Here is a 20083-nt window from a genome sequence, read left to right as displayed (position 1 = left end):
GGGTAATGAAAGTGAAAAGATTAGATGCCAAAAGAAGGGAAAGATTCATCTGGCTCCCTCTGGTCATTCTCCTTTTTGGGCTTATGCTTTCAGGGAGTTTTGAAGGGGAAAGGGGACAGGCATCCATCTCTACGACGAGGAGAAACGCCATCGTTCTCGCTGCGGAGAAGGTTGAGCCGGCGGTGGTCAGCATCTCGGTTGAGATGACCCGAGTGGTCCAGCTTTCCCCCTTTTATGATGAATTTTTCAACTCCTTCTTCCGCGATGTCTTCCCAAGACGGGAATATCACGAGGTGATCCCAAAGCTTGGCTCGGGCTTCATCGTGAACCGGCAAGGGTACATCCTCACCAATCACCATGTTATCTCCGATGGAGAGAGGTTCTTCGTCACCTTAAGCGATGGGCGGGAATTCGAGGCGAAGCTCCTTGGTGCCGATCGCTACGCCGATATCGCGGTGCTGAAGATAAAGGGGAAGAACCTTCCCTATGCCGAGCTTGGGGATTCGGAGAAGCTCATCATCGGCGAATGGGCGATCGCCATCGGCAACCCCTTCGGCAATCTTCTCACCGGTCCAGAACCGACGGTGACCGTTGGCGTCATCTCCGCCACCAACCGCACATTTTACCCTTCCTCTTCCGATGAGCATATCTATCAGAATATGATCCAGACCGATGCTGCCATAAACCCGGGAAACTCCGGTGGTCCTTTGGTCAACGCCGAAGGGAAGGTGATAGGTATAAATACCTTTATCGTTACCAAAAGCGGTGGCTCAATGGGCATTGGTTTCGCTATTCCCATAAACCGGGCGAAGGCGGTTCTCCGTGAGGTGATGCGCTATGGGAGGGTGCGTCAGGTCTGGTTTGGCTTCCAGGTGAGGCCTTTGAGCCAGTACTATGCGAGAGCGCTGGGGATAAGAAGAGGGGAAGGCTTCCTCGTAGTATATGTTGAGCGGGGAAGCTCAGCCTGGGACGCTGGCCTTAGGAGGGGAGATGTCCTCCTGGCGGTAGATGGAAGGAGGTTGAGCTCGGCAGGGGAGTTGCGGCTTCTTTTTCTCTCTCGCCGGGTGGGTGATAGGGTGCGTCTCACGATAATAAGAAATGGGAGGCGTAAAGAGTTGGTTATGGTAATGAAAGAGCGTCTTGGTTGAGCATAGATCTTCTCGATTTTGTCGGGGAAAATACCCTTCCTTCTTGGAGCTATTCAAGAAAGGAGCTAAACCTGAAATTAGAGGTTAAAAAGAATTAATTATATATTTTTCTTGTCAGGTTGGGATTGGGGTGATACAATACCTCCCCTTGATGGGAGCAATGATGAGGATAGATTTACATCTTCATAGTACTGCTTCAGATGGGGTTTTCTCCCCCAGTGAGGTGGTGAGAAGGGCGAAGGATGCGGGGCTTTCCCTTATTTCGATCACCGACCATGATACAACGGGGGGACTTGCCGAGGCGGTTGAGGTGGCGAAGGAGCTTGATATCGATTTTATCCCGGGGGTGGAATTTAGCACCTTTCTTGGTGATCACGATATCCATATCCTCGGCTATTTCAGAACTCCGGAACTTCCCCTTATCTCTCGTTTTAACGAACGGTACCAACGGGCTCGAGAGGATAGGATAGAGAAGATGGTAGCGAAGTTGAATTCACTTGGGCTCAAGGTAGGCCTCTCCGAGGTGATGGCGGAGGGGAACAAAGGAGCGATAGGAAGGCCCCATTTGGCTCGGGTTCTCCTCAGGCATGGATATGTAAAGAGCATTCAGGAAGCCTTCGAACGCTATCTCAAACGGGGCCGTGCCGCTTATGTCCCTCGGGAGAAGGCGGAGGCGGGGGAGGTGATCGATCTTATTCATCGGGCTTCCGGTATTGCTATCTGGGCGCATCCCTATCCCAATGAAATCGCTGAAGCCCTTCAGCCACTGATAGAGCGGGGGATAGATGGGGTGGAGGCTTATCATCCTCAGTGCCCCGACAAGGAACGGAAAAAGCTTGTAAAAAGGGCGAACGAGCTGGGACTTCTCATTACCGGGGGGTCTGATTGGCATGGAGATAAGGGAGGGCTTCCTTTGGGTTCATTTTTTACAACCGAGCAAGAGATAGAGCGATTTCTCCTTAAATATCGGGAGTCAGCTCTTGCCAAAGATTCCCCTTGACAGGTTTAATGCTCTCCTGTTATAGTAAAATTGTCTATAAAGGGGGTGAGATTAACCGGACGAAGTCTCGGTGAGACTTCGCCAGCGGGTAGGACATAATCGGTTTTTAAAAAGGAGCGGAGGTCTTAGTGCTGAGGCTCCTTTTTAATTTTTCAGGGTAATGGGGATTACGATTTTTGGATTTAACTTTTGAAATATCAAATAGTTGGTTTTGGTCTTTATAATTCAAAAAGGAGGTTTTTATGGGAGACTTAGTTGAACGGGCGAAAAAGGTTATCACCCCAGCACTCGGGATGGATACCCAGCTTGAGGTGGTAAAGGGCGAGGGGGTCTATGTGGAGACGAAGGACGGGAAGCGGTATCTTGATCTCTCTGCGGGAACCGCGGTTTTGAATACCGGTCATAGACATCCGAAGGTAGTCGAGGCAGCCAAGAAGCAGATAGATCAGTTGATTCACGCGGGTTGCGTCTATTACTACGACTCGTTCGTCAAATTGGCTGAGATGCTTGCAGAGATTACTCCGGGTGATATCGGGATGTTCTTCTTCTCCAACTCTGGCGCCGAGGCGGTTGAGGGAGCGATGAAGCTCGCCCGGTATGTTACCGGTCGTCCTGGCATCATCTCCTTCCAAGGGGCATTTCATGGGAGGACATTTGCTGCGGTATCGGTCACCACTTCGAGTGCCAAATATCGTAGCCATTATCGTCCACTTCTTCCTGAGGTTTACCGGGTTCCCTATCCTTATTGTTATCGTTGTCCTTATGGCCAGAAGCGGGAGTCCTGCTCTTTGGAGTGTTTAGGGTTCATCAGAAGGATGTTCCAGTACGAGATCTATCCCGAGGAGGTGGCAGCGTTTATAATCGAGCCAGTGCAGGGTGAGGGAGGTTATATCGATCCTCCCAAGGAGTTCATAAAAGGGCTCCGGGAGATGGCTGATGAATACGGGATAATGCTCGTCTTCGACGAGGTCCAGACCGGCTTTGGTCGTACCGCTCGTTGGTTTGCTGCTGAGCATTTTGATGTCGTTCCCGACATTATGTCGATCGCTAAAGGCATCGCCTCTGGTTTTCCCTTGAGTGCGGTTGCCTCGACTCCGGAGATTATGAGCAAGTGGTCACCTGGTGCTCATGGCACCACCTTTGGTGGAAACCCTGTTTCCTGTGCTGCTGCTATCGCTACCATCGAGACGATTCGTGAGGAGAAGCTCCTCGAGCGGGCGCAGAAGATAAGCGAGATGGTCTATGATCGCCTGAATAATATGAAGAGGAAGTACAAGATGATCGGGGATGTTCGGGGGCTGGGCTATATGATCGGAATCGAACTGGTTAAGGATGGTAAAGAACCCTATCCCGAAGGGGTGAAGGAGGTACGGCGCATCGCTCTTGATAAGGGATTGATTGTAATCAGCTGTGGTACCTTCGGGAATGTACTTCGTCTCATTCCTCCTCTGGTTATTACTGAGGAGGAGATGAACAAAGCCTTGGATATCTTGGAAGAGGCTATAAAGGAAGTTAACGGCTAAATAATAGCGAGGTGAGAAAAATGGCAGACAGGATTCGGGTGATAATAATGGGAGCTGCGGGAAGGGACTTTCATAATTTCAATGTCTACTTCCGCGATAATGAGACATATGAGGTGGTGGCGTTCACCGCTACCCAGATACCAAATATCTCGGGCAGAAAATACCCCGCTGAACTCGCGGGTAAGTTGTACCCCAATGGTATTCCCATCTATTCTGAGGATGAAATTGTCGATCTCATCAAACGGGAGAAGATCAACCAGGTAGTCTTCTCTTATTCCGATGTCTCCCATCAGTATCTGATGGAGCGGGGGGAGAAGGTTCTCGCTGCTGGTGCCGACTTCAGACTGATGGGGGCTGAGGCGACGATGCTCAAGTCGGAAAAGCCGGTTGTATCCATCTGCGCTGTTCGTACCGGCTGTGGCAAGAGCCAGACCACGAGGAGGGTGGCTAAGATCCTCAGGGAGATGGGGAAGAAGGTGGTGGCGGTCCGTCATCCAATGCCTTACGGGGATCTCGTTGCTCAGCGGTGCCAGCGTTTTGCCACCATTGAAGATATGGCGAAGGAGAAGTGCACCATCGAGGAGATGGAGGAGTACGAACCCCATATCAAGAACGGGGTGGTGGTCTATGCCGGTGTGGATTACGAACAGATACTCCGTGAGGCAGAGAAGGAGGCGGACATCATCCTCTGGGATGGAGGCAACAACGACCTTCCCTTCTTCAAGCCCGATCTTGAGATCGTGGTTGCCGATCCCCATCGTCCGGGGCATGAACTCACCTACTATCCCGGTGCTGCCAACTTCCTCCGTGCCGATGTGATCGTGATCAACAAGATGGATACTGCAGACCGGGAAGGGATCGAGGAGGTGAGGGAGAGCATCAGGAAGTACAACCCGAAGGCGATCGTGGTCGATGGCGCCTCTCCCCTCTTCGTTGAGGAAGGGGAGAAGATAAAGGGGAAGAGGGTACTCGCTATCGAGGACGGTCCTACCCTCACCCATGGCGAGATGAAGTACGGGGCAGCGGTGATGGCAGCCCACAAGTTCGGTGCCAAGGAGCTGGTCGATCCGAGGCCCTGGGTTACCGGGAGTATCGCCGAGGCTTATGCCAAATATGATATCGGCATTCTCCTTCCTGCCTTAGGTTATGGCGAGAGGCAGATGAAGGAGCTGGAGCAGGTGGTGAACAAGGTCGATTGTGATCTGGTGTTGATAGGCACTCCGATCGACCTTCGCCGGGTGATCAAGATAAACAAACCGGCGCTTCGGGTCACCTATGAGCTTCAGGAGATAGGAAGCCCCAATCTGACCGAGATCCTCGCCAGGTTTAAATAGGAAGGTGGTCTTTATGGGAGACAAAGTTGCATTGGTCGCCTTTGGTGGAAATGCGATTCTCAAGGCTGGGGAGGAGGGACATCAGTGGCAGCAGTTCAAGAATGCAGAGGAGGCTTGTAGTCGTCTCATCGGGATCATCAAGCAGGGCTACGAGCTGATCATTGTTCACGGTAACGGTCCTCAGGTGGGGAACATCCTCCTTCAGGTGGAGGCGGCAAAGGATAAGGTGAAGCCGTTCACCCTCGATGTCTGTGGGGCGATGTCCCAGGGATCGATGGGTTATATGCTTGCCCAGTCGATGTACAACCAGTTCAAGAAGAACGGTATAAGTAAGAACATAGCGGTCATCCTCTCTCAGGTGGTGGTGGATAGGAACGATCCGATGTTCAAAAACCCGACCAAGCCGATAGGTCCCTTCTACACCAAGGAGGTTGCGGAAAAGCACCATAAGGAGGATGGCTGGGATATCGTCGAGGATGCGGGAAGGGGCTATCGTCGGGTGGTCGCCTCGCCCATTCCCATCGAGGTGGTTGAGTGGGAGACGGTGAATACCCTGGTGAAGGCGGGTACGGTGGTGGTCGCTGGCGGGGGCGGAGGCATCCCTGTTTATTATGACGAGAAGGGGATGCTCCGTGGTATTGAGGCGGTAATCGATAAAGACTACACCGCCTCTCTTCTTGCCCGGAAGGTGAACGCCGATCTTTTTATCATTCTCACCGATGCCGAGTGCGTCTATCTCGACTTCGGGAAACCCACTGCGAGAGCAGTTCCCAAGATGACGGTAAACGAAGCTGAGGAGTACCTGAAGGAGGGGCAGTTCCCGCCCGGCAGTATGGGACCGAAGATCAGAGCGGCGATAAATTTCATCAGGGAGACGGGAAAAGAGGTGCTCATTACCTCCGCCCCTAAGCTTTGGGACGCCCTTGAGGGCAAAACTGGCACCAGGATCGTCAGATAGTGGCTTTGTGAAGAAGATATTGGTTTATAATTAAGGGGGCGATGTGGCTCGTGATGAGCCTTGCCCCCTCAATTTTTCGGAGGTGAATCATTATGGCAAAGAGGGATTTTATTTCGGTTCATGATTTGAGCAAGGAGGAGTTCGATCATCTCTTCGAACTCGCTAAGGATGTTAAGGCGAATCCAGAAAAATACAGGGATGCCCTCCCCGGTAAGACCCTGGCGATGATATTCCAGAAGTCATCCACCAGAACCAGGGTCTCCTTTGAGGTGGGGATATATCAATTAGGAGGGCTTGGGCTCTACCTTTCGGCAAGCGACCTTCAGCTGGGACGAGGGGAGACGATAGCGGATACAGCAAGGGTTCTCTCCCGTTATGTTGATGGGATAATGGCGAGGACCTACGCCCATCAGGATGTGCTCGACCTCGCTGAGTATTCCACCGTCCCGGTTATCAACGGACTTACCGATCTTCTTCACCCCTGCCAGGCAATGGCTGATTACTTCACCATTATGGAGTGGAAGGGGGAAACGAAGGGGAGGAAGATCGTCTATATCGGTGATGGTAACAATGTCTGCCATTCTCTTCTTCTCACCGCCCCCAAGGCGGGGATGGATATCACTGTGGTTTCACCATCCGGTTTCTTCCCTAAGCCGGAGATAGTGAAGATGGCGGAAGAGGAAGCGAAGGAGATGGGGACCAAGATCGAGATCACCGAGGATATCGACGCTGGGGTTAAGGACGCAGATGTCATCTACACCGATGTCTGGGTATCGATGGGACAGGAGGACCAGAAGGCAGTGAAGCTGGCAAAGCTCAAGCCCTATCAGGTGAACCCAGCTTTGATGAAGAAGGCGAAGCCCGATGCCATCTTTATGCATTGCCTCCCTGCCCACCGGGGAGAAGAGGTGGTAGATGAAGTGATAGACTCCGAGCAATCCGCCGTCTGGGATGAGGCGGAGAACAGACTCCATATGCAGAAGGCGATAATGCTCTGGCTGATGGGAGGAGGTAAATACTGAGCTCACTCTATGATAAGGCGAGAGGTTCTTAATAACGGTATCCGAGTGATCACCGAGCGGATGGGGGAGGTGCGTTCTGCCGCCATCGGTGTTTTCATAGCCGCTGGTTCTCGGGATGAGCCGGACGACTTGGCTGGTATCTCCCATTTCATCGAGCACACCGTATTCAAGGGCACGGAAAGGCGGAATCAGCTCGATATAGCGAAGGCAGTGGATGGCATCGGGGGTCAACTCGATGCCTTCACCACCAGGGAATATCTCGGTTTTTTTGCCCGGGTGCTCGATGAACACCTCCCCCTCGCTTTCGATATCTTAGCCGATATCTTGGTTAATCCCCTATTCCCTGAGGAGGAGGTAGAGCGAGAGCGAGGGGTGATCCTTGAAGAGATAAAGATGGTCGAGGATAGCCCAGACGAACTCGCTCACGACCTCTTCTTTTCTTCTTTTTTTCCCGGTCATCCTTTAGGTCGTTCCATCATTGGCAATAAAAAGAGCGTATCCCAGATAGAGCGGAAGGATATCATCTCCTATTTCAGGCGGATGGTCGCCCCCTCCCGGGTGATAGTTTCGGCTGCGGGGAATGTGGACCATTCCCGGGTGGTAGCGCTGGCGAGAAGCTATTTCGAAGGGCTTGGGGAAAAGCCCCCGCTTGATCGCTTTCCTAAACCTACGCCGAAGAGCGAGATAAGATTGGTTTCCCGAAAGAGGTTGGAACAGGTCCACCTCATCTTGGGCACGAGTTCCTTTCCTCAGGGGAGCAAGGAGCGATATCCTACCGCCCTTTTGAACCTTATCTTAGGTGGGGGGATGAGCTCCCGCCTTTTCCAGAAGATAAGAGAGGAGATGGGGCTTGCCTATTCCGTTTATTCCTTCGTCTCCGCCTATCGGGATTCGGGAGTATTCGGGGTCTATTCCGCAGTAAGTCCGGATAAGCTAAAAAGAACGCTCTCTCTTATCTTGGACGAGATAAGGAGGTTTATCGAAAAGGGGGCGACCGAAGAGGAGCTTGCCTTAGCCAAGGCTCATCTTAAGGGAAGCCTGATGCTTTCGCTCGAGGAGAGTGGAAGCAGGATGTCCAAGCTTGCCCGGGAGGAGATCTATCTAAAGAGGAATCTCAGCTTGGATGAGATCATCTCTATGATAGAGGCGGTTTCCCAAGATGAGCTTCTTTCTGTAGCAAGGGAGCTCTTTTCGGGGAAAAGGCTTGCTCTTCTCGCCTTGGGGGATGTCTCCGGGATAGAAATTGACAATGATGAGCTCATCTGCTAAGGTGAGGGGAAGAGCTGTTCAGGATGAGGATAGAGAGGACCCTTCAGTCGTTGGTCAGGCGCATAAGGGGGAATTTCGTTCGATTCAGAGTAAAGCTTATGATAAAGAGGAGTCCGGGGTCGGAGGATATTCCCTTACCCTCTTATGCTACTCCGGAAAGTGCCGGTCTTGATATCCGGGCTGCGGTGAAGGATGAGGTAGTAATCCCCCCGGGAGGAAGAGCATATATCCCAACTGGCTTCTCTTTAGCTATCCCCCCTGGTTATCAGGGAGAGGTAAGGCCACGAAGCGGGCTTGCTCGGGAGTTTGGGGTGGGGCTTCTTAACTCCCCAGGGACGATCGATTCCGACTATCGAGGAGAGCTGGGAGTGATATTGGTTAATTTAGGGGAAAAGCCCTTTACCGTACACCGGGGGGATAGGATAGCCCAGCTGGTCATTGTGCCGGTGGCGAAGGCGAGGCTCTCTTTGGTTGATGAGCTTCCGCCGAGTAAGCGGGGGGAGGGTGGTTTTGGACATACAGGAAGGAAGTAGGATGGAGGGGAAAAGGGCTTCGTTGAGACTCTCGGTTCTCGGAAGTGGAAGCAGTGGCAATGCTATACTTCTTTCTTCCCCAAGGGTAAATATCCTCATCGATGCCGGCTTTAGCTGTGCTGAGATGGTGAGGAGGCTTTCCCTCTTCGACATCTCCGCTGATGATATCACCGCCCTTCTCATCTCCCATGAACATCAGGATCATATAAGGGGAGCAGCTCTTTTTTCGAGGAGGTATAGGATCCCCCTTTATCTCACCGCAGGGACCAAGGATGCCTGGGGAGTGGCGAGAGCTCGGGTTTATGGGTTTGAGATAATCGAAGCAGGTGAGGATTTTTCCATAGGTGAGATTAATATCCATCCCTTCTCTCTTCCCCACGATGCTGCTGATCCCGTTGGTTTCCTCCTCTCGCAAAACGGAGTCAAGGTAGGAATTGCTCTTGATCTTGGTTCTCCTTCCCGGTTGGTGAAAGAGAGGCTTTCTGGAGCGGACGCCCTCATCCTTGAGGCGAACCATGATACCGAGATGCTGCGTCAGGGACCTTACCCCCCCTCTTTGAAGCAGAGGGTGGCGAGCAGATTGGGGCATCTTTCCAACGAGGAGCTCGCTTCGATGCTTCGGGAGGTAGCAACGCCCAGGCTTCGTTTTCTCCTCCTTGCCCACATCTCCAAGGTGAACAACTACCCTGAACTCGCTCTTCTCTCGTCCCGGCTTGCCCTTTCTTCGCTTTCCGGTGTCTCCCCAAGGGTAATCCTTGCTCATCAGGATAGACCAACCCAGTTAATCGAAATTTAAAGGAGGAGCTGATGATACCTCGCTACACCACCCCGGAGATGGAAAAGATTTGGTCGGATGAGAACAAGTTTACGAAGTGGCTCAAGGTGGAATTGGCAGTGCTGGAGGTTCTTGCCGAGCAGGGGAAGGTCAGCGAGGAGGCGGTTTCCACCATCAGGAAGAAAGCGGTGATCTCTCCAGAGCGGATCGCTGAGATAGAGAAGGAAACGAAGCACGATGTGGTCGCTTTCATCAAGAGTATCGAGGAGGTGGTAGGTTCTGATGCCCGTTTTCTCCATTTCGGGCTTACTTCATCCGATGTCTTGGATACCTCGCTTGCCCTGTTGATGAAGGAAGCGGGTGAGGTTATTCTGGCGGAACTGGAACGGCTTTCCCGGGTAATCAAGTCCAAGGCGTTCGAACATAAGCACACGGTGATGATAGGCAGAACCCATGGTGTCCATGCGGAGCCGATCACCCTTGGCCTTAAGTTCGCCTGGTGGTATACGGAGCTTAAGCGGGGTACCCTTCGTTTCCGAAGGGCGGTTGATGGAATAAGCTACGGCAAGATCTCCGGAGCGGTAGGGACATTCGCTCATCTTCCACCAGAGGTGGAGGAGAAGGTGATGGAGAAGCTGGGGCTCTCGCCAGAGCCGATATCCACCCAGATAATAGAGCGCGATCGCCATGCGGAATACCTCACCTCCCTTGCCATATTAGCCTCCTCGTTCGAGAGGTTTGCCCTTGAGGTAAGGCATCTCGAACGGACCGAGGTTCGAGAGATGGAGGAACCTTTCTCTCGGAGGCAGACCGGCTCTTCCGCAATGCCCCACAAGAGGAACCCGGTAGCCTGCGAGCAGATATCGGGGCTTGCCCGGGTGGTGCGGGCGAACGCTTTGGCTTCGCTGGAGAACATCCCCCTCTGGCACGAGCGGGATATCTCCCATTCCTCTGTCGAGCGGATAATAATTCCCGATTCCACCACCTTGGTCCACTATCTTACCCGAAGGCTCGCCAGGGTCATCGAGGGACTTCGTATCTATCCCGAGAGGATGAAGGAGAACCTCTATCTTACCCGAGGGCTGATCTTTTCTGAGAGGCTTCTCCTCGCCCTCATCGAAAAGGGGCTTACCCGGAGCGAGGCTTATCGTCTTGTTCAACGGCGGGCGATGGAGGCTTGGGAGAAGGGGCTCGATTTTTTCCCCTTGGTCTCCCAGGATGAGGAGATTACCTCCCATCTTCCCCCTGATGAGTTGTCCCAGATATTTGATCTTACGAGTTCACTGAACTATGTGGACTACATATTCCGCCGAGTTTTTGGGGAGGAGTGACTTATGGCTAACAGGCTATTGGAGTTTTTAGCCAGCGAGGATGTTCAATCGTTAGCCATCTCCTTAGGTATATTTCTCGGTTTTCTCATCTTGGCGAGGCTCTTCTCCTACTTTCTCACCGGGGTATTGATGCGGATAGCCCGGAGGACGCGTACCAGTCTCGATGACGAGATCTTAGCCACGGTGAGAAAGCCGATTATGGCGGTTCTCGTTATAATCGGTGTTTACCTTGCTCTTCGCCGGCTCCCGGTTAAGGTGAAGTACATTGATCTCCTTGACGACTTGGTTTATGTACTCGGGGTGGCTATTTTCTCCTACGCCTTGATGCGGGTGTTCCATGTGATCTTCTACTGGTATAAAGAGAGGTTGAAGAGGAGGGGTGCTGAGGAGGTGGCGAAGGAGTTTATCCCCTTATTCGAAAAGATTACGGTGATCATAATTTCAGTCATCGCTCTCATAGTTGTGCTTCAGCATTTTGGCAAGGATATTTCCTCCATCCTGGTCTCGGTTGGGGTGGGTTCGCTCGCCATAGGTCTTGCCGCTAAGGATATGCTGGAGAATATGATCTCCGGCTTCCTCATTATGATCGATCGTCCCTTTCGAGTGGGGGATAGGATTGAGCTCTCCACCGGTCAGGTGGGGGATGTGGTTGATATCGGAATGAGGAGTACCAGGATCGCTACCTTCGATCATACGATATTGATCATCCCCAACTCCCAGATAGTGGGTTCAATCCTGGTCAATCATACCTTCCCCGACAAGAGGATAAAGAGAAGGATAAGGGTGGGCGTAGCTTATGGCTCCGATGTGGAGAAGGTAAAACGGGTGATGATAGAATCAGCGGAAAGCTTCCCCGAGGTGCTCAACGATCCCCCACCGCGGGTTCATTTTGTTGAGTTTGGAGATTCCGCCCTCATCTTTCAGCTCACCTTCTGGGTGGAGGATTACAGAAAGGGGTTCGATGCTCAGGACAAGATAAACACCCTTATCAATAAGCGGTTTGCCGAAGAGGGGATTGAGATCCCCTTCCCCATAAGGACGGTGATCCTTGAGGGGAAAGGGGATGAAAAAGGAGGGTGAGATCGAGAAAGAAAAAAGGGAGGAGAAGGTGCCGCTCTTTAAAGCAAGGGTTTATGTGGCTCTGAAAAAGGGGGTTCTCGACCCACAGGGAAAGGCGATCGGGAAGGTCATTGCCGATCTCGGCTATCAGGGGGTTCGTGAAGTACGGCAGGGGAAGTTCTTCGAGCTCCTTTTGGATCTTTCTGATAAGGAGAAAGCGGAACAATTGGTAGCGGAGCTCTCGGATAAGGTGCTTAGAAACCCGGTGATAGAAAGCGTCCATTTTGAGATATCGGAGGGGGAAGGATGAGGTTTGGGGTGGTGGTTTTTCCCGGAACGAACTGCGATTATGATACCTATTATGTGCTTAAGGAGGTGCTTAAGGAGGAGGTCTTTTTCCTCTGGCACAAGGATCGGGACTTAAGGGGGGCGGATTGTGTCATCCTTCCCGGCGGCTTTTCTTACGGCGATTATCTCCGAGCAGGGGCGCTCGCCTCCTTTTCCCCGATTATGGAGGAGATCGTCTCCTTTGTGGAGAAGGGCGGTTTGGTTCTCGGTATCTGTAACGGCTTTCAGATACTTCAAGAGGCGGGTCTTCTTCCCGGGGTGATGCTCAAGAATAAGAACCTTAAGTTCATCTGCAAGGATGTCTTTATCAGGGTGGAACGAGATGATCTTCCCTTTACCAAAAAGCTTAAAAAGGGGAGGGTGCTTCGGATACCGATCGCCCATGCGGAGGGGAATTTCTACCTCGAAGAGGATGAACTGCACCGGCTCGAAGAGCGAGAGGGGGTGGTTTTCCGTTATGTGAATGAGGATGGTGAACTCGCCCCCGAGGCGAATCCGAATGGCGCCTTAAACGGCATCGCTGGGGTGGTGAACGAGAAGGGAAATGTTCTCGGGATGATGCCTCATCCGGAACGGGTTTCGGAGCCCCTTTTAGGTGGTGATGAGGGGAGGCTTATCTTCGAATCGGTCGTCGAATGGCTCAAGGAGCGTTAAAGATGAGGAAGGAGAGGGAGATAACAGTAGAGGATGCATTAAGGGAGGGGCTTACCAAAGAGGAGTTTTCCCGGATCATCGAGCTTCTCGGGAGGAAGCCCAATTACACCGAGCTTGGTATCTTCGCCGTGCTCTGGAGCGAGCACTGCAGTTATAAGAGCTCTCGAGTTTATCTTAAAAGGCTTCCCACCACCTCTCCCAGGGTGCTTCAGGGACCGGGGGAGAACGCTGGCGTGGTGGCGATAGATTCGGATCTTGCCCTTGCCTTCAAGATAGAGAGCCACAACCATCCCTCTTACATCGAGCCCTATCAGGGGGCAGCGACCGGTGTTGGGGGTATTCTCCGCGATGTGTTTACTATGGGGGCGAGGCCTATTGCCTCGCTCAATTCCCTTCGTTTTGGCGATCCCTCTCATCCGAGGACGAGATACCTCTTGGAACAGGTGGTAGCGGGCATCGCCGACTACGGCAATTGTATGGGTATCCCCACGGTAGGAGGAGAGGTTTACTTCGATCACTCATATAACGGGAATATTCTGGTCAACGCCTTCACCATCGGCTTGGTCGATCCTAAAAGGATCATAAAGGCAAAGGCGGAAGGTGAGGGAAACCCGGTTTTCTATATCGGGGCGAAGACGGGAAGAGACGGGATCCACGGAGCAGGACTTCTTGCCAGCTCCTCATTCGATGAGGAGGCAGAGGAGAAAAGACCCACGGTACAGGTGGGGGATCCCTTCTATGAGAAGCTCCTCCTCGAGGCAGTAATGGAGCTTAGCGGGAGCCCTGGAGTGATCGCCCTTCAGGATATGGGGGCGGCGGGGCTTGCCAGCTCCTCATTTGAAATGGCTTCTCGAGGTGGGGTGGGGATGGAGCTCTTCCTCGACCGAGTTCCGGTGAGGGAGCCGGCAATGACCCCTTACGAGCTGATGCTTTCGGAATCGCAGGAGCGGATGCTCTTGGTGGTTAAGCGAGGCTACGAGGAGGAGGTCATCCGGGTATTAAGAAAATGGGGCCTCGATGCGGCGGAGATTGGAGTAGTTACCTCTGATGGTGCCATAACCCTGAAGAAGGATGGTGAGGTGGTGGCTAAGCTCCCGGTTTCCGCGGTTGTCGATGAGGCACCCCGCTATGAGCGACCTATGAGGAGACCGGGCTATCTCGATGAGCTTGAGATAGATTACGATAAGCTACCTCCTCCTTCCGATTACAACGAAGTGCTGGCTAAGCTTCTTTCTTCGCCCAATCTCTCTTCGCGGAGCTGGATCTTCACCCAATACGATCATATGGTAGGGACAAACACCGTCATCCGCCCCGGGGCTGATTCTGCCCTTCTCAGGATAAAGGGGAGGAAGGAGGGGATCGCCATTACCGTTGATGGAAATTCGACTTACACCTATCTCGATCCTGAGCTGGGGGCGGCGATCGCCGTGGCTGAGGCGGCACGGAATTTGGCTTGTGTTGGGGCGGAGCCGATCGGTCTCACCGATTGTCTGAATTATGGCTCCCCGGAGCGTCCTGAGGTGATGTGGCAGTTCGTTAAGGGAATAGAGGGAATAAGGAACGCCTGCCTTGCTTTGGGGGTGCCGGTGGTAAGCGGCAATGTGAGCTTCTACAACGAAACCAGGGAGAAGGCGATCGATCCCACCCCGATAATCGCTATGGTGGGGCTCCTGCCCGATATGGAGATACACGCCACCCCCTGGTTCAAGCATGAGGGGGATGTGATCATCCTTCTCGGGGATATCTCCCGTGAGGAGCTTGGAGGAAGCGAATACCTTAAGTTGATCCACAAGCTGAAGAAGGGAAAACCGCCAGAGCTCGACCTCGTTCTTGAGGGAAGACTTGGTGCCCTCTTGAGGGAGGGGATAGGGAGGAGGCTTTTTTCCTCGGTTCACGATGTCTCGGAGGGGGGGATTGCGACCGCCCTCGCTGAATGCGGTTTTCTTCCTTCAGGAGAGGTGTTGGGGGCGGAGGTTGAGCTTCCTTCTCCTTCCTTCCGTGCAGATGGGCTTCTCTTCGGCGAGTCTCAATCCCGGGTTATCATCTCCCTTCCCCGGGAGAATCTCGGGGAGGCATTCAAGCTGGCGGAGGAGAAAAGGATTCCCCTCGAGGTGATCGGAAGGGTTGGGGGAAAGAGACTGCGAATAGCCTCTGGAGGAAGGATTCTCATCGATACTGGTCTCTCTTTTCTTCGCAAGGGATGGGAGGAATTTCTTCCCCAGTTTATTAGTAGGGGGCGTTGATGTTTCCGGAGAAGGGTTTAAAGCACGAATGCGGCTTGTTCGGGGTTTATGGGCATCCTGATGCCTCTTACCTCACCTATCTCGGGCTATATGCCCTTCAGCATCGGGGGCAGGAGAGCGTTGGCATCGCGAGCAGTGATGGGCTTAGGGTTCATTTAGAGAAGAGTATGGGACAGGTTGCCGAGGCGTTTGATGAGGAGAAGATAGCCCGTCTTCCCGGTTCCTCTGCTATAGGCCATGTCCGTTATTCCACTGCCGGAGAGTCGAGCATTCTCAACGCCCAGCCCCTTTACTCCTCGGGCTACCGAGGGGAGATAGCCCTGGTTCATAATGGGAACTTGATCAATGTGGGTCCGATAAGGGATGAGCTTGAGCGATTGGGCTCCATATTCGTTACCACTTCCGATTCCGAGGTCATCCTTCATCTCATAGCCCGGTCGAAGGAGCCAGACCTTCTCTCCGCGGTGATCGATGCCCTTTCCCAGGTGAAGGGGGCTTATTCCCTTCTTTTCCTCACCAGGGAGAAGCTTATCGCTGTTCGTGATCCTCATGGCTTTCGGCCCCTTCTTCTCGGAAAACGGGATGATGCCTTCGTTTTCGCCTCGGAGAGCTGTGCCTTTGATCTTATCGGAGCGAAGATGATAAGGGAGCTTGAGCCGGGCGAGGTGGTGGTTGTTGATCCCGATGGGCTGAAAGAGCTTCATCCATTCCCTAAGGTATCACCCTCCTTCTGTATTTTCGAGCTTATCTACTTTGCCCGACCGGATTCCTACATCTTCGAGCACTGGGTGAGCGAGGTCCGGGTGAGATTGGGAAGGAAGCTTGCTCGCACCGCTCCTATACCCGCCGATATAGTAGTTCCCGTCCCCGATTCCGGCGTTTATGCTGCTCAGGGTTATGCCAAGGAGTCGGGGATACCGCTTGAGTTCGCCCTGATAAGGAACCACTATGTGGGAAGGACCTTTATTGAACCGAAGCAGAAGATAAGGCATTTCCGGGTACGGGTGAAGCTCAACCCGCTTCGTTCGGTCATAAAGGGGAAGCGGGTGATCTTGGTCGATGATTCCATAGTGAGGGGGACGACGAGCAGAAAGATCGTCACGATGGTTCGCTCTGCCGGGGCGTCCGAAGTCCATATGCGCGTCAGCAGTCCTCCGATAATCTCCCCCTGTTATTATGGGATAGATACCCCGACGAGGAAGGAGCTCATCGCCTCCTCCCATACGGTGGAGGAGATAAGGAAGTATCTTCGGGCGGATTCCCTCGCCTATCTTTCCCTCGAGGATATGCTCGACGCGGTCTCGGAAAATCGGGATAAATTCTGCACCGCCTGCTTCACCGGATGTTACCCTGTTCCCTTCCCCCGGTTTCGGAACAATCAACTCTTCCTTTTCGGAGGCTGATGGAGGAGGAAATGGCGGAGAAGAAGAGGAAGAAACCCTCTCTTACCTATCGGGATGCCGGGGTGGATATCGATGCTGCCGAACAGGCGGTCTCCCGGATAAAGGAGATCGCTTCCTCCACCTTTACCCCTTCGGTGCTCAAGGGGATTGGAAGCTTCGGCGCCCTTTTTCTCCCCGATCTCTCCCGGTTTCGGGAGCCGGTCATTGTCTCCAGCGTTGACGGGGTGGGCACCAAGCTCAAGATAGCCTTTCTCACCGGTATTCATAATACTGTGGGTTATGATTTGGTAGCTCATTCAGCGAACGATATTCTTTGTCAGGGGGCGCTGCCCCTTTTCTTCCTCGATTACATTGCGGTGGGAAAGCTCGCCCCCAAGGTGATCGAGGATATCGTCTCCGGCATTGCCCGGGGATGTAAGGAAGTGGGGTGTTCTTTGATCGGTGGAGAGACAGCGGAGATGCCGGGGTTTTATGCCCCTGGGGAGTACGATCTTGTAGGTTTCATTGTGGGGATGGTCGATCGCCCGCTCCTCATCACCGGCGAGAAGGTGAAGGAAGGGGATCTCCTTCTCGGCCTTCCCTCCGCCGGTCTTCACACCAATGGTTTCTCCTTGGCACGAAAGCTCCTCTTCGAGGTTAAGGGATGGAAGGTGGACACCTTCGTTCCCGAGCTTAAAAGGACGCTTGCTGAAGAACTCCTTGCCCCCCATAAAAGCTATCTCGCCCCTTTGAGGGAGCTCGTTCTTTCGGGGAAGATAAACGCCCTCGCTCACATTACCGGCGGGGGGATACCGGGCAATCTCCCCCGGGTTCTTCCTCCTGGCTTGTCCGCCGAGATCGTGCTTGGAAGCTGGGAAGTTCCTCCAATCTTCACCCTCCTTGCCGAGATCGGCAATGTGCCTGAGGAGGAGATGTTCCGCACCTTCAATATGGGGCTGGGGATGATCCTTGTCATCTCTCCGGATAGGGAGGAGGAGGTGAGGTCTCATATTGCGGGATACGGGGAGCGTTGTTATAATGTCGGCAGGATAGTACTTGGGAAGGGAGGCGTTCGTTATGTCAGAGGGTAAGGTGAAGGTAGGGATCCTCATCTCGGGCAGGGGCTCCAATATGGAATCGATCGTGAGGAAGGCGAAGGCGGACGAGATCCCAGCCGAAGTGGTGGTGGTGATCAGCAATAAACCAGAAGCGCCGGGGATAAGGAAAGCGGAGGCTTTTGGTATTCCTGTAGCGGTTATCGATCATAAGAAGTTCTCCAGCAGGGAGGATTTCGAGCGGGCGCTCGTATCCGAGCTCAAATCGCGGGGGGTGGAGCTTGTATGTCTCGCTGGCTTTATGCGTATTCTTTCACCTACTTTTATCAGGGAGTTCCCGGGTAGGATAATGAACATCCACCCAAGCCTCCTTCCCGCCTTTCCCGGTCTCAATGTGCATAATCGAGTTCTTGAATCGGGAGCGAAGTTTTCAGGATGCACCGTTCATTTCGTGACCGAGGATGTGGATGCTGGTCCCATCATCATTCAGGCGGTGGTGCCGGTGCTCGATGATGATACGGAGGAAACCTTAGCGGCAAGGGTGCTTGTCGAGGAGCATAAGATCTACCCTGAAGCCATTCGTCTCTTCGCCGAAGGAAGGCTTGAGGTTAGGGGGAAAAGGGTAATCTGGAAGAAGTAAGAGGGATGTGTGGGATGAAGAAGGATCTATCATTGGAGGAGGAATTCCTTTACATAAAGAAGGGGACGGAGGAGATCATCCAGGAGGATGAACTCAGGGAACGACTCAAGCGCTCCCGGGAGACGGGGGTTCCCCTTAAGGTGAAGGTGGGTTTCGACCCAACAGCACCCGACATTCATCTGGGACATACGGTTGTTCTTAGGAAGATGAAACATTTTCAGGATATGGGTCATACGGTGATCTTCCTCATCGGGGATTTCACTGGGTTGATAGGGGATCCCTCGGGACGGAAGAAGACGAGGCCCCCCCTATCTCGGGAGGAGGTGTTGGCGAACGCCGCTACCTATAAGAAGCAGTTCTCCAAGATCCTCGATCCGGAGAAGACGGTGGTCGATTTCAACTCCCGTTGGTTGGGGAAGCTCGATGCCGAGGGGTTTATCCGACTTGCCTCGAAGTATACGGTGGCTCGCATCCTCGAGCGGGATGACTTCGCCACCCGGCTGGCTGAGGGGAAACCGATCTTCGTCCATGAGATTCTCTATCCTCTGTGTCAGGCTTATGATTCAGTGGCGCTTGAGTGCGATGTGGAAATGGGGGGTACGGATCAGAAGTTCAACCTGCTGGTGGGAAGGGATATCCAGCGGGAGTATGGGCTTCCTCCCCAGATCGTCATTACCCTTCCTTTGCTTGAGGGGATAGATGGCAAGGAGAAGATGAGCAAGTCGCTTGGGAACTACATTGGGGTGGATGAGGAGCCGAAGGAGATATTCGGCAAGGTGATGTCGATATCCGATGAGCTGATGTGGCGTTATTACGAGCTGGTGACCGATGTGTCCTTAGCGGAGATCGAGCGGATGAGGAAGGAGGTAGAGGAGGGGGCGAACCCGCGCGACTTCAAGGTTCGGCTTGCCAAGTTGATAATAGCCGACTTCCACTCGAGGGAGGAAGCGGAGAGGGCGGAGGAAGAGTTTAACCGGGTTTTCCGGGAGCGGGAGCTACCTTCGGAGATACCGGAGCGAGTGATCGAGGCGCGGGGCGAGGAGGTTCCTTTGGTAAAGCTTCTTGTCGAGTTTGGGCTCACCTCATCGAACTCCGAGGGAAGAAGGCTGATAGCCCAAGGTGGGGTTTACCTCGATGGAGAACGGGTAGTGGAGCCGAGCCTCGCTCTATCCTTTGCCGAGCCGAGGGAGTTGCTCATCCGGGTGGGGAAGAGGCGTTTTTTAAAATTGAAAATTGAGCAAAAATCCCCTTGACAAGCGGGATTTTGGGATTTATATTTAGCGGTGGTTCTTTGGAGAAGTTAATCAATTCGGCGCTCAAAATCCTCTTGACAATTGAAGAGTGAGCAGTTAATATAAAAGATTGTCACTGTTCTTTGACAATTAAATAGGGAGTGTCCTTGCGACGCCTTACTTCCTGAGCCGAATAGCTCTCTAGTGGTGAAGGAAAGCCCGAAAGGGCTTTAAAGGTTTAACTGGAGAGTTTGATCCTGGCTCAGAGCGAACGCTGGCGGCGTGCCTAACACATGCAAGTCGAACGCGAAAGTTCCCTTCGGGGAGCGAGTAGCGTGGCGAACGGGTGAGTAACACGTGGGTAACCTACCCCCCGGGTGGGGGATAACCCTCCGAAAGGGGGGCTAATCCCGCATAACATCCCCGCCACCTAGGTGGTGGGGATCAAAGGTGGCCTCTGCTTTGCAAGCTGCCGCCTGGGGAGGGGCCCGCGGCCCATCAGCTTGTTGGTGGGGTAATGGCCCACCAAGGCGATGACGGGTAGCCGGCCTGAGAGGGTGACCGGCCACACGGGGAC

Annotated in this window: 18 protein-coding genes and 1 rRNA gene; all 19 read left to right on the top strand. The window is 53.2% G+C overall.

The window, feature by feature from the left end; all coding sequences use genetic code 11:
* Window positions 1-11: 11 nt before the first annotated feature.
* Window positions 12-1148, top strand: a complete 1137-nt coding sequence (locus J7L64_07545; GenBank protein ID MCD6452194.1) for a trypsin-like peptidase domain-containing protein — start codon at window positions 12-14, stop codon at window positions 1146-1148.
* Between the two features lie 160 nt (window positions 1149-1308).
* A complete protein-coding gene (locus tag J7L64_07540) occupies window positions 1309-2148 on the top strand; it encodes a PHP domain-containing protein (protein MCD6452193.1) in 840 nt (279 codons plus the stop codon).
* A gap of 242 nt (window positions 2149-2390) precedes the next feature.
* Entirely contained in the window at window positions 2391-3671 is a 1281-nt protein-coding gene (locus tag J7L64_07535; GenBank protein MCD6452192.1) for an aspartate aminotransferase family protein, read from the top strand.
* Between the two features lie 20 nt (window positions 3672-3691).
* Window positions 3692-5005, top strand: a complete 1314-nt coding sequence (locus tag J7L64_07530; protein ID MCD6452191.1) for a GTPase — start codon at window positions 3692-3694, stop codon at window positions 5003-5005.
* Between the two features lie 13 nt (window positions 5006-5018).
* A complete protein-coding gene (gene arcC, locus J7L64_07525) occupies window positions 5019-5963 on the top strand; it encodes a carbamate kinase (protein MCD6452190.1) in 945 nt (314 codons plus the stop codon).
* Between the two features lie 92 nt (window positions 5964-6055).
* Window positions 6056-6985 (top strand): ornithine carbamoyltransferase, encoded by a 930-nt coding sequence (gene argF / locus J7L64_07520; GenBank protein MCD6452189.1) that lies wholly within the window; start codon window positions 6056-6058, stop codon window positions 6983-6985.
* A gap of 9 nt (window positions 6986-6994) precedes the next feature.
* Window positions 6995-8254, top strand: a complete 1260-nt coding sequence (locus tag J7L64_07515; GenBank protein ID MCD6452188.1) for an insulinase family protein — start codon at window positions 6995-6997, stop codon at window positions 8252-8254.
* 23 nt (window positions 8255-8277) lie between these two features.
* Window positions 8278-8787: a dUTP diphosphatase gene (gene dut / locus J7L64_07510; protein ID MCD6452187.1), complete on the top strand. Its 510-nt coding sequence runs from the start codon at window positions 8278-8280 to the stop codon at window positions 8785-8787.
* Between the two features lies 1 nt (window position 8788).
* Window positions 8789-9583: an MBL fold metallo-hydrolase gene (locus J7L64_07505; GenBank protein MCD6452186.1), complete on the top strand. Its 795-nt coding sequence runs from the start codon at window positions 8789-8791 to the stop codon at window positions 9581-9583.
* An 11-nt stretch (window positions 9584-9594) separates the two neighbouring features.
* Complete coding sequence (locus J7L64_07500) at window positions 9595-10893, top strand: adenylosuccinate lyase (GenBank protein ID MCD6452185.1); 1299 nt, start codon at window positions 9595-9597, stop codon at window positions 10891-10893.
* 3 nt (window positions 10894-10896) lie between these two features.
* Complete coding sequence (locus J7L64_07495) at window positions 10897-11973, top strand: mechanosensitive ion channel (protein MCD6452184.1); 1077 nt, start codon at window positions 10897-10899, stop codon at window positions 11971-11973.
* The gene (purS, locus tag J7L64_07490) at window positions 11957-12262 is read left to right on the top strand and encodes a phosphoribosylformylglycinamidine synthase subunit PurS (protein ID MCD6452183.1); all 306 of its coding nucleotides are present in this window, start codon (window positions 11957-11959) and stop codon (window positions 12260-12262) included. The genes J7L64_07495 and purS overlap by 17 nt, the downstream gene beginning before the upstream one ends.
* A complete protein-coding gene (gene purQ / locus J7L64_07485; protein MCD6452182.1) occupies window positions 12259-12954 on the top strand; it encodes a phosphoribosylformylglycinamidine synthase subunit PurQ in 696 nt (231 codons plus the stop codon). The genes purS and purQ overlap by 4 nt, the downstream gene beginning before the upstream one ends.
* A 2-nt stretch (window positions 12955-12956) precedes the next feature.
* Entirely contained in the window at window positions 12957-15197 is a 2241-nt protein-coding gene (gene purL, locus J7L64_07480; GenBank protein ID MCD6452181.1) for a phosphoribosylformylglycinamidine synthase subunit PurL, read from the top strand.
* Complete coding sequence (locus J7L64_07475; GenBank protein MCD6452180.1) at window positions 15197-16600, top strand: amidophosphoribosyltransferase; 1404 nt, start codon at window positions 15197-15199, stop codon at window positions 16598-16600. Before purL ends, J7L64_07475 begins: the two co-directional genes overlap by 1 nt.
* Before the next feature lie 11 nt (window positions 16601-16611).
* A complete protein-coding gene (locus tag J7L64_07470; GenBank protein ID MCD6452179.1) occupies window positions 16612-17670 on the top strand; it encodes a phosphoribosylformylglycinamidine cyclo-ligase in 1059 nt (352 codons plus the stop codon).
* Entirely contained in the window at window positions 17657-18274 is a 618-nt protein-coding gene (locus J7L64_07465) for a phosphoribosylglycinamide formyltransferase (GenBank protein ID MCD6452178.1), read from the top strand. The genes J7L64_07470 and J7L64_07465 overlap by 14 nt, the downstream gene beginning before the upstream one ends.
* Before the next feature lie 14 nt (window positions 18275-18288).
* Window positions 18289-19527, top strand: a complete 1239-nt coding sequence (locus J7L64_07460; protein MCD6452177.1) for a tyrosine--tRNA ligase — start codon at window positions 18289-18291, stop codon at window positions 19525-19527.
* A 218-nt stretch (window positions 19528-19745) separates the two neighbouring features.
* A 16S ribosomal RNA gene (locus tag J7L64_07455) occupies window positions 19746-20083 on the top strand; the annotation flags it as partial.

The organism is Acidobacteriota bacterium (assembly GCA_021161905.1).
Taxonomy (GTDB): Bacteria; Acidobacteriota; B3-B38; order Guanabaribacteriales; family JAGGZT01; genus JAGGZT01.
Note: the sequence above shows the minus strand (reverse complement) of the source record. Positions and strands in the feature narration are given on the sequence as shown.

Coding starts and splice junctions, on each gene's coding strand:
- dut (MCD6452187.1), top strand. CDS start 8,278: ATGAGGATAGAGAGGACCCTTCAGTCGTTGGTCAGGCGCATAAGGGGG.
- J7L64_07515 (MCD6452188.1), top strand. CDS start 6,995: ATGATAAGGCGAGAGGTTCTTAATAACGGTATCCGAGTGATCACCGAG.
- argF (MCD6452189.1), top strand. CDS start 6,056: ATGGCAAAGAGGGATTTTATTTCGGTTCATGATTTGAGCAAGGAGGAG.
- J7L64_07535 (MCD6452192.1), top strand. CDS start 2,391: ATGGGAGACTTAGTTGAACGGGCGAAAAAGGTTATCACCCCAGCACTC.
- J7L64_07495 (MCD6452184.1), top strand. CDS start 10,897: ATGGCTAACAGGCTATTGGAGTTTTTAGCCAGCGAGGATGTTCAATCG.
- J7L64_07530 (MCD6452191.1), top strand. CDS start 3,692: ATGGCAGACAGGATTCGGGTGATAATAATGGGAGCTGCGGGAAGGGAC.
- J7L64_07500 (MCD6452185.1), top strand. CDS start 9,595: ATGATACCTCGCTACACCACCCCGGAGATGGAAAAGATTTGGTCGGAT.
- J7L64_07475 (MCD6452180.1), top strand. CDS start 15,197: ATGTTTCCGGAGAAGGGTTTAAAGCACGAATGCGGCTTGTTCGGGGTT.
- purL (MCD6452181.1), top strand. CDS start 12,957: ATGAGGAAGGAGAGGGAGATAACAGTAGAGGATGCATTAAGGGAGGGG.
- J7L64_07505 (MCD6452186.1), top strand. CDS start 8,789: ATGGAGGGGAAAAGGGCTTCGTTGAGACTCTCGGTTCTCGGAAGTGGA.
- purS (MCD6452183.1), top strand. CDS start 11,957: ATGAAAAAGGAGGGTGAGATCGAGAAAGAAAAAAGGGAGGAGAAGGTG.
- purQ (MCD6452182.1), top strand. CDS start 12,259: ATGAGGTTTGGGGTGGTGGTTTTTCCCGGAACGAACTGCGATTATGAT.
- arcC (MCD6452190.1), top strand. CDS start 5,019: ATGGGAGACAAAGTTGCATTGGTCGCCTTTGGTGGAAATGCGATTCTC.
- J7L64_07540 (MCD6452193.1), top strand. CDS start 1,309: ATGATGAGGATAGATTTACATCTTCATAGTACTGCTTCAGATGGGGTT.
- J7L64_07470 (MCD6452179.1), top strand. CDS start 16,612: ATGGCGGAGAAGAAGAGGAAGAAACCCTCTCTTACCTATCGGGATGCC.
- J7L64_07465 (MCD6452178.1), top strand. CDS start 17,657: ATGTCAGAGGGTAAGGTGAAGGTAGGGATCCTCATCTCGGGCAGGGGC.
- J7L64_07460 (MCD6452177.1), top strand. CDS start 18,289: ATGAAGAAGGATCTATCATTGGAGGAGGAATTCCTTTACATAAAGAAG.